Below are 6,269 nucleotides of genomic sequence, written 5' to 3'. Positions count from 1 at the left end.
ATCCTCGACGACCCCATCTTCAACGGCCTGGCCATCGCGCTGATCTTCGGCATCGCGGTCTCGACCATGCTGACCCTGGTGGTCATCCCGGTTCTCTATTACGCGGTCTACCGCAAGAAATATGAGTAACCCCCTGCGCCGCTTTGCGTCTTCCCCCTGAGGGGGACGCACCTGGTGGCCCGGCAAAGCCGGTTCCACGGGTGCCCTGGCAGGAATCAAGCGCTCCGGCCGAACCTCAGTTTTCGTGTTCTTTTCTTTTCAAGGAGTCTGAAATGACCGTCGAACGTTACATCCGCATCATGGCCGGCACCGTTGTCCTGCTGACACTGGCCCTGGGTTACCACGGCAGCCCCATCTTTGTGAGCGAATGGTTCCTGGCCGTGACCGCCTTCGCCGGCTTCAACCTCGCGCAGTCCGGCATCACCGGTTTCTGCCCGCCCGCCATCCTGTTCAAGAAAATGGGCGTGCCCGAGGGCAACGGTTCCTGCTCTGGCGGCAAGTGCAGCTGAGGTGAAGGCCCCCCTGCGCCGCTGCGCGTCTTCTCCCTGAGGGGGCCGCACCGGTGGCCCGGTCTGTGCTTGTCGAGGGGCGGTTCCACGGTGCGCCTTGATCGGTGCCACCTCGCTCGAATGTTTTCGGCTTTGACCCACGCATCACCATGTCCAGTCCCACGCCCCTGAAGTTCCTCATGCCCGGCTACTTTTCGGTGGTCATGGGCTTGTCCGGTCTGACGCTGGCCTGGCACAACGCCGCCGGGCTGCTGGGCGAGATGGCGACCGGCATCGCCCTGGTGCTGGGGCTGCTCTCGGCCATTGTGTTCGGCGTGCTGCTGGTCGCGTCGTGGCTGCGCTGGCAGCGTTACCCCGCCGCGCTGGCCGACGACCTCAAACACCCGGTGCGCCACGCCTTCATCGCGGCGCTGCCGGTGTCCATGCTGCTGCTGGCCACCGTGGGCGTGGCGCTGGGCGGCGCGGCCGAGCCGCTGGGCCCGGTGTGGAACGCGCTGTGGTGGGTCGGCAGCCTCGCGCAGCTCTGGGCCACGGTCTGGGTGCTGGGCCGCTGGCTCGCGCCCGCCGCCGCGGCACAGCCCGGCGCCGGTGGGGCGGCCGCGCTGTGGCCGTCCATCACGCCAGTGCTGCTCATCCCCGTGGTGGGCAACGTGGTCGTGCCGCTGGCCGGCCTGCCGCTGGGCCACGGCACCTGGTCGGCGCTGCAGTTCGGCATCGGCGCCTTCCTCTGGCCGGTGGTGCTCACGCTCATCCTGGCGCGCCGCATCGCGCACAGCCCGCTGCCCGAACGCATCCTGCCCGCCTGGTTCATCACCATCGCACCGCCGTCCGTCATCGGCGTGGTGCTCACGCAGTGGCAGGCGCCGCTGCCGGTGGTGCTGGGCCTCTGGGGTGTGGCCCTGTTCTTCCTGGTGTGGGTTGCGCAACTCGTGCGCCGCATCGCCACCCAGCCCTTTGGCGTCGCCTTCTGGGCTTTCTCGTTTCCGCTCGCGGCCTTCACCGTGCTCACGCTGCGCGTGGCCCAGCTCGGCCAGATCGGCGCGCTGCAGACCGCCGCCGTGCTGCTGCTGGCCATCACCTCCATCGCCGTGCTGTGGCTGGGCTTTGCCACCGTGCGCGGCCTGCGCGACGGCTCGCTGCTCGCGCCCGAGCCGGTGGCCAACATCATCCCGGCGTCGGCCTGACGCACCGGCCCCGCCACACCCATGAGCGATCCGGACACCCCCGCAGCGCAGCTGACGGCAGAGCGCAAGGCCGACCTGATGCACCGCCTGCGCCGCGCCGAAGGCCAGGTGCGCGGCCTGCAGAAGCTGCTGGAAGACGGCGCCGACTGCACCAAGATCGCCCAGCAACTGCTGGCCACCCGCCATGCGCTGGACAGCACCTACGTGCGGCTGAACCTGTCGGTGGCCGAGCAGGAGCTGGCGGCCGGGCAATGCGACGGCGGCGTCAGCCCGCAAGCCGTGGTCAAGGTGCTGGACCGGCTGCAGACGCGGCTGGGGCGGTCGCGCTGAGTCGTCTGCACGACGCTTGGCCCGCGCGCCCGTTGTTCGTATCATCGGCCTCCCGACCAACCGCCGTTCTGGCCGCCGCCCGCCCAGATCCAACGTCGGGCGCCACGAACGCAATCGCGCAGGAGGCTTCGATGTCCACCGACACGCACCTTGGCCCAGATCTCGGACGCCGCTTGCTCGGTACCTGGCGCATGCTTTCGTGGAAGCGCGTGCTGGTGCCATCTGGAGACGAGTCGGACGCCCTCGGCCCCGATCCTTTCGGCTACATCAGCTACGCGCCAGACGGCCGGTTGATGGTCTTCGTTCTCAAGAGTGGCCGGCCAATGCCCCAGTCCAATCCGCCTTCCCCTGAAGAGAAGATCGCGCTCTTTGATTCGCTCTTCGCCTATGTGGGCTCCTACGAAGTCCAGGCGGACAGGGTCATCCACACCCTGGATGGAAGCTGGAACGAGTTGTGGACAGGCACGCGGCAAACAAGACTGCTTTCGTTCGATGGCGAGCACCTCATCTACACCACGCCAGAAACCGCCGACCCCATGGACGGAAGGTTGTGCACCTATCGGGTCGAGTTCGAACGTGCCTAGCCAGCGGGCAAGGCCGGCGAATGCCGCGCACACCCCTCGTTGCCCGATGTGCAAACCATTCCTCGCCGCTGTGGATTTCCGAAGTCGCTGACGGTCGTTGGCCCGACCCCGCCCTTTGTGCCATGAGCGCTGGCCGGATCAGGCGTCACGGCCTCTGCGGCGAACACCCCGCAAACCCGTACCGCTCACAGAACGGGTTGCCCAGCAGCGGCAGCCAGTGCGGGATGTCGTGGAAGTCCTGCGCGATCTTGGCGAGCACCTGTTCGCGATAAGGCTGGAACTGGAAGCCGGTGCCGTCCACCAGCCAGAAAGCCACGCCTTCGATCACCACCTTCTGCTTGCTGACCTGGGCGAAGAAGGGCTGGAAGTCGGCCAGGTCGGGTTCGTCGTAGTCGAAGACGCGCAGGGCTTTGCCGTCGTAGCTGCGGAAGTCGATGATCTGGTCGTCTTGCCGCGCGTGGTGGCGGCCGACACCGAACACCGGCACGTACTGGCCGTGGGAAAACGCGAGCACCGCGGCCGGGTTGTAGGTGCGGGCCATGAGCGTGGCGCCGGCGGGCAGGTCGGCCTTGAGGGCTGCGGCCAGGGCCGGGGTTTCGCGGGTGAAGACCAGGCGGTCGTAAATCTTGGTGGGCTGCCACAGCGGCAGCGGCGCCCAGGCCACGGCGGCCACGGCGATCAGGTGCGGCAGCGACAGCGCCAGCGTGGCCTTGAAGCTGGTGCGCAGCCCGCGCGCCGGCACCCGCAGGCCGGCCCACACCACGAACAGCGGCACGAAGCCCAGCACCCAGTGCAGGCCGATGGTGCGCTTGAAGCTGATGAAGGCGAACAGGGCGATGGGGAACAGCCATAGCGCGGTGGCGGCCGTGCGCGTGGCCGGGCTCACGCCGTCGGCCCAGCGGCCTTTGAGGCCCTGCCACAGCAGCCAGGGCGTGAGCAGGTAGGCCGTCATGGCCGCGTACACCGCCGGGGTCTGCAGGTTCCAGTGCGAGCCTTCGTTGCGGTTGAAGACGTTGAACATCACGTTCGACCAGCCGTGCGTGGCGTTGAAGCCCACGTTGACGCCGATGGAGGGCAGGGCGAGCACGAACATGAGCGGCAGCGCCCACCAGCGCCCACGCCGCCAGCCCAGGATGTGCACCGCGTAGGCAAAACCCAGCAGGGCCGCGAAGTATTTGGAGAGGAAGGCCAGGCCCACGAACAGGCCGGCCAGCGCGTACCAGCCGGTGCCGCGGCCGGGGCAGGCGTTGGCGCGCAGGTAGCACCAGGCCGACAGCGCCATGAACAGGATCAGCGGCGTGTCGGTGGTCACCAGCACGAACATCCACGACCAGGGCAGCACCAGGTAGACCGCGCCGGCCAGCCAGGCGCCGGCCTCGCGTTCGGCGGGCAGGTGGCGCATGAGCACATCGACGATGCCCAGCGCGATGACGCTGGTGACCAGCAGGGTCACGCTGCGCAGCACCAGGGGCGCGTCGCTGATGCCGTGCAGCACGGCCAGCAGCCAGCCCACCATGGGCGGGTGGTCCGAATAGCCCCAGGCCGGGAACACGCCCCATTGGTAGAAGAAGGCTTCGTCGCCGGTGAACGGGAAGCCGGCCGCGAGGACGACCTTGAGCAGCAGGGTGCCGAAGAAGGTGGTCCAGAACAGGCGCCGGGCGGCGGAGATCGAGAGGTCGGAAACGTTCATGTCACTTGTCCAGGCATCGCCGGAGCGCGGGGGCTTCAAACCGAGAACACCGCGGAACTGGCTTTGCCAGGCCGCAGGTGTTGCCCCTTGAGGGGCGGAGCGCAGCGACGGGGGTGGTCTAAAACTTGGTCTCCAGCGCCAGCATGGAGACACCGGTCACGATGAGCGTGCAGGCGGCCACGCGCAGCCAGGAAAAGGGTTCGCCCAGCCAGAGCACGCCCGCGGCCATGGTGACCACGAAGCCCAGGCTGACCAGGGGGTAGGCCAGGCTCACGTCCAACCGCGAGAGCACCCACAGCCACAGCAGGGTGCTCAGGCCGTACAGGCCCAGACCGAGCCAGACCATGGGGCTGGTGAGCGCATGGGCGTAGGTGCCGCCCAGGTCGCTGCCGGGCGGCGGCGCCATGCCGCGCTTGAGGGCGATTTGCGCGCCAGACGACAGCAGCACGCAGAAGACCGCGAGCGCCAGTGCGATGGTTTTCATACGCTCAGCCCCAGCTTGGCCACCAGGCCGATGCCGCCGACCAGCAGCACCACCAGCCAGGTGAAGCCGTCGCGCAGGGCGAACTGCAGGGGGTCTTCGCCGTGCAGTTCGCGCCGCCCGGTCTTGAGCCAGATGCGCATGACCCACAGCAGGGCCAGCGGTGCGGCGGCCCACAGCCATTCGGGCTGGTGGTAGTGCTCGCGGCCCTTCTGGCTGTCGATGTACAGGGCCAGCACCATCACGGACAGGAAACCCGAGGCCATGCCCATGGCGCGCAGCGAGACCAGGTCGCGCGGCTGGTAGCCGCGCCCGGGGGCCGGCGGTTTGTCTTCGGCGGCCAGTTCTTCCAGCTCGGCGCAGCGCTTGACCAGGGCCAGGCTCAGGAACAGGAACATCGAGATCGCCAGCAGCCAGTTGGACAGCTCGACCTGCGCGGCCACGGCGCCGGCGCCGATGCGCAGCGTGTACAGCGCGGCCAGCACCAGCACGTCGATCAGCGGCAGCCGCTTGAGCTGCAGCGAATAGGCCAGCGTGGTCACGGTGTAGAGCAGCAGCATGGTGGCGAAGCCGGCCGAGACCTTCCAGGCCAGCACAAAGGCCAGCGTGATCATGAGCACGCCCAGCAGCACCGCGTGCGGGATGGCGATGTGGCCCGCCGCCAGCGGGCGGTGGCGCTTGAGGCGGTGCACGCGGTCGCTGGGCAGGTCCAGCAGGTCGTTGACCAGGTAGGTGGCCGAGGCGCACAGCCCGAACGCCAGAAAGGCCAGCAGCACCGTGCCCCAGGCCAGCGGGTCGAGCGAGTGCGCGGCCAGCAGCGGCACGAACAGCAGCGCGTTCTTGGACCATTGTTTGAGGCGGATGGCGCGCAGCACCGTCTTGAACGAAACGGGTGTCTGTTCAAACACCTGCGCCTGCGGGTGCTCGCGCTGGAGCGCTGCCACGACCGCCGGCGGCGCGTTGACGGCCACCGCTTCGCTGGCGCCGCTCCAGACCGACAGGTCGTCGCGGCTGTTGCCGGCGTAGGCCCAGCGCTCGTGGCCGTGGGCGCGGGCGTGGGCGGCGATGGCTTCGCGCTTGTGTGCGCGGCTGAGGTTGGGACCGTCGGCTTCGGTGCCCAGCGTGTCGTCGAACAGGCCCAGGTGGTCCGAGACCTCGCGCACGATGCGCGCGTCCGCCGCGCTGGCCAGCACCAGGCTGCGGCCCTGCTCGCGCTCGGTCATCAGGTGGCGCACGAAGGGCTCGTGGTAGGGCAGGGTGGCCGGGTCGGGCCGCACCGCATCGGCCAGGTGGCGCTTGAAGGCGGCCTTGCCGCGCGGCAGCCAGGCCAGCAGGCGCAGCAGGTTCAGCGGGTGGCGGCGCACCAGCAGCAGGGCCGATTCGTACAGCGTGTCGGTGGGCGTGAGCGTGCCGTCCAGGTCCACGTACAGCGGGCAGGGTGCGTCGGCGGCGGTGGCGGTGGGTTCGGTCAAGCGCAGGTCCGGTGAAACA

7 protein-coding genes are annotated in these 6,269 nt (G+C 68.9%); 4 read left to right on the top strand and 3 right to left on the bottom strand.

All coding sequences use genetic code 11. The annotated features are described in order from the left end of the window. Positions 1 to 272: 272 nt before the first annotated feature. The 4 genes from RMP09_RS19935 to RMP09_RS19920 all read left to right on the top strand — a co-directional run bounded on the left by RMP09_RS19935 (position 273) and on the right by RMP09_RS19920 (position 2,607). On the top strand, positions 273 to 509 hold the full coding sequence (locus RMP09_RS19935) for a DUF2892 domain-containing protein (RefSeq protein WP_310567713.1): 237 nt from the start codon (positions 273 to 275) through the stop codon (positions 507 to 509). A gap of 149 nt (positions 510 to 658) precedes the next feature. Next, positions 659 to 1,693 carry an SLAC1 anion channel family protein gene (locus RMP09_RS19930; RefSeq protein ID WP_310567712.1) on the top strand — a complete coding sequence of 345 codons (1,035 nt, stop codon included), beginning with the start codon at positions 659 to 661 and terminating at the stop codon, positions 1,691 to 1,693. A gap of 21 nt (positions 1,694 to 1,714) precedes the next feature. Next, the gene (locus RMP09_RS19925; protein WP_310567711.1) at positions 1,715 to 2,023 is read left to right on the top strand and encodes a metal-sensing transcriptional repressor; all 309 of its coding nucleotides are present in this window, start codon (positions 1,715 to 1,717) and stop codon (positions 2,021 to 2,023) included. Between the two features lie 131 nt (positions 2,024 to 2,154). Next, positions 2,155 to 2,607 carry a lipocalin-like domain-containing protein gene (locus RMP09_RS19920; RefSeq protein WP_310567710.1) on the top strand — a complete coding sequence of 151 codons (453 nt, stop codon included), beginning with the start codon at positions 2,155 to 2,157 and terminating at the stop codon, positions 2,605 to 2,607. 145 nt (positions 2,608 to 2,752) lie between these two features. Here RMP09_RS19920 and RMP09_RS19915 read toward each other — a convergent pair whose 3' ends face one another. The 3 genes from RMP09_RS19915 to RMP09_RS19905 form a co-directional block, all read right to left on the bottom strand. After that, a complete protein-coding gene (locus tag RMP09_RS19915) occupies positions 2,753 to 4,297 on the bottom strand; it encodes an ArnT family glycosyltransferase (protein ID WP_310567709.1) in 1,545 nt (514 codons plus the stop codon). Between the two features lie 118 nt (positions 4,298 to 4,415). Continuing rightward, on the bottom strand, positions 4,416 to 4,781 hold the full coding sequence (locus RMP09_RS19910; protein ID WP_310567708.1) for an EamA family transporter: 366 nt from the start codon (positions 4,779 to 4,781) through the stop codon (positions 4,416 to 4,418). Continuing rightward, positions 4,778 to 6,250, bottom strand: a complete 1,473-nt coding sequence (locus RMP09_RS19905) for a UbiA family prenyltransferase (protein WP_310567707.1) — start codon at positions 6,248 to 6,250, stop codon at positions 4,778 to 4,780. The genes RMP09_RS19910 and RMP09_RS19905 overlap by 4 nt, the downstream gene beginning before the upstream one ends. Positions 6,251 to 6,269: the final 19 nt, after the last annotated feature.

The sequence above is a fragment of the Hydrogenophaga sp. genome, assembly GCF_031426985.1.
Classification (GTDB): Bacteria; Pseudomonadota; Gammaproteobacteria; order Burkholderiales; family Burkholderiaceae_C; genus Hydrogenophaga.
The sequence above is the reverse complement of the archived record's forward strand: the minus strand, read 5'-3'. Positions and strand labels throughout refer to the sequence as shown.

Bases quoted from the DNA above. Each gene is read 5' to 3' on its own strand.
- RMP09_RS19935 (WP_310567713.1), top strand. From the start codon at position 273: ATGACCGTCGAACGTTACATCCGCATCATGGCCGGCACCGTTGTCCTG.
- RMP09_RS19930 (WP_310567712.1), top strand. From the start codon at position 659: ATGTCCAGTCCCACGCCCCTGAAGTTCCTCATGCCCGGCTACTTTTCG.
- RMP09_RS19925 (WP_310567711.1), top strand. From the start codon at position 1,715: ATGAGCGATCCGGACACCCCCGCAGCGCAGCTGACGGCAGAGCGCAAG.
- RMP09_RS19920 (WP_310567710.1), top strand. From the start codon at position 2,155: ATGTCCACCGACACGCACCTTGGCCCAGATCTCGGACGCCGCTTGCTC.
- RMP09_RS19915 (WP_310567709.1), bottom strand. From the start codon at position 4,297: ATGAACGTTTCCGACCTCTCGATCTCCGCCGCCCGGCGCCTGTTCTGG.
- RMP09_RS19910 (WP_310567708.1), bottom strand. From the start codon at position 4,781: ATGAAAACCATCGCACTGGCGCTCGCGGTCTTCTGCGTGCTGCTGTCG.